The sequence below is a fragment of the Rubrivivax gelatinosus genome (genome assembly GCF_016583785.1).
Lineage (GTDB): Bacteria > Pseudomonadota > Gammaproteobacteria > Burkholderiales > Burkholderiaceae_C > Rubrivivax > Rubrivivax gelatinosus_B.
In genome coordinates this window covers 1-1,952 of sequence record NZ_NRRU01000207.1, presented here as the reverse complement: position 1 = coordinate 1,952, position 1,952 = coordinate 1, and the positions used below count along the sequence as shown (strand labels likewise).

Sequence of the window (1,952 nt, the reverse complement as noted above, 5' to 3'; positions counted from 1 at the left end):
AGGCGCCCAGGCGGCCGATCAGCCCGCCCTGCTCGGCCAGTGCGATCGCGACGTCGGTGCGCACCGGGCCGTAGCCCGGGTGCGTCCAGCGCAGCAGCGCCTCGACACCGATCGGCCGCCCGTCCAGCACCTGCTGCGGCTGATAGGCCAGCGACAGCGCCGCGGTGCCGATCGAGCGCTCCAGGTCGTGCAGCAGCCCGCGCGCGATGACGCCGACGTGGTCGCTGCGGCGCAGCGGCGTGTCGGCGCGCGGCAGTTCGGCGACGATGACGGCGCTGGCGTCGTGGAAGTCGGCCACGCGCTGCTGCCGGCACTCGGCCTCGTTGCGGCGCACGAAGGGCAGGTAGACCAGCGTCGAGACCAGCAAGCCGAACAGCTGCAGCGCGACCCCGGCCCAGGAGCCGGTGAGCAGCCAGCCCGACAGCAGCACCGGCGTCGTCCAGGGCACATAGACCGGCAGCAGCGTCATCCAGCCGGCGTGCAGCGCCACCAGCGGCGGCAGCGTCAGCAGCACCGGCACCAGCAGGAAAGGCAGCACGAAACGCGGGTTGAGCACCAGCGGCAGCCCGAAAAGCAGCAACTCGTTGACGTTGAACAGCGCCGGCAGCCAGGACAGCTGCGCCAGGCGCCGGTTCTGGCCCTCGCGCGCGACCAGCGACATCGCGATCAGCAGCCCCAGCGTCGCGCCCGAGCCGCCCAGATGCACAAACCCGGTCAGCAGCGGCCGCAGCACGTGCTCGTGCGCCAGCGGCGTGGCCGACTCGGTCAGCCAGGACGCAAAATGCGTCTGCACCACCTTGCCACCCTGGACGCCGAAGAGCCAGAGCACCTGGTTCAGCAGCGCCAGCGCCGGCGTCAGCAGCCAGTCAGCGTCCAGGCGCTCACCGAGCCAGCGCTGCAGCAGCTCGGGCCAGCCGGCCACCGAAACGGGCAGGCGCGCCGCGAGTTCGGCCACCCCCTTGAAGCCCGTGCCCAGCAGCACCACCGGCAGCGTCAGCCGGGTCGCGTGATGGAAGACGGGGTTGCTGTCGTAGCCCACCGCCAGCCGGCACAGCGGGCCCCATTCGGCCATCGGCCGCAGCAGCGTCGGCGTCGCCAGCCCGACGGCGATGCCGGCCAGCATCGAGCTCGGACCCAGCGCCTGCGCGGTCAGCGGGCCGGCCGCGCTCATGCACAGCATGAAGTTCACCAGCGCCGAGATCGCCACCCAGATCGCCGGCAGCGGCTCGCGGCCGAGCGGGCGCGGCGCACGCTGGGCCAGCATCGCGGCGACGGTGATCGCCAGCGCCAGCCCGAGCACGCCCCAGGTCGATTGCACGACGTCCTCGGCCGCGACCGACCAGCCGGGGCCGAAACTGCGGTCCAGCCAGGACCGGCCGGCCGGGAACGGGAACTGCACGATCACCGTCCCCAAGACGCCGAACAGCGTCAGCGGCAGCAGCACGACGAAGGCGTCGCGGATCGCTTCGGCCCAGCCAGTGGTCAGCTTCGTACAGGGCGGGGGGTCAACGGGCATCGGGTCAGGCGGGGCGGCACTGTCCCGGTGCACGCGTCAGGTGCGGAAGATTGTTGCCGCCGCCACCCCCGCGCCCGCCGGACAAGGCGTGAAGTGCTTCACGTTCCCGGCCGCACCGGCGAGGGCGCAGCTCAGGCCACCGGCAGCGCCGTCGATGCCGGCGCCGCGCTGCGCTGCAAATGGGCCAGGCAGAGATCGGGCGCCAACGCCGGGCTGTACAGATAGCCCTGGAAGACATCGCAGCCGAGCGCCGCCAGGCGGTCGCGCTGCTCGCGTGTCTCGACGAACTCGGCGATGACGCGGGCGCCGCTGCTGTGGCCCAGCGTCGCGATCGCGCGGATGATGTCGCCGCTGACCGGGTGCGACATCACGTCGCGGCTGAGCGAGCCGTCGACCTTGATCGCGGCGACGCGAAAACGTTTCAGGTGCAGCAGCG

At 72.4% G+C, this 1,952-nt stretch carries 2 protein-coding genes; both read right to left on the bottom strand.

Annotation, left to right across the window (positions count from 1 at the left end; genetic code table 11):
• Window positions 1-1,516: PTS transporter subunit EIIC (locus CKO43_RS25365; protein ID WP_200380406.1), on the bottom strand; the 1,516-nt coding region annotated here is incomplete at its 3' end.
• A gap of 131 nt (window positions 1,517-1,647) precedes the next feature.
• Window positions 1,648-1,952 (bottom strand): EAL domain-containing protein (locus CKO43_RS25360; protein ID WP_200380405.1); only part of this gene is annotated, 305 nt, incomplete at its 5' end.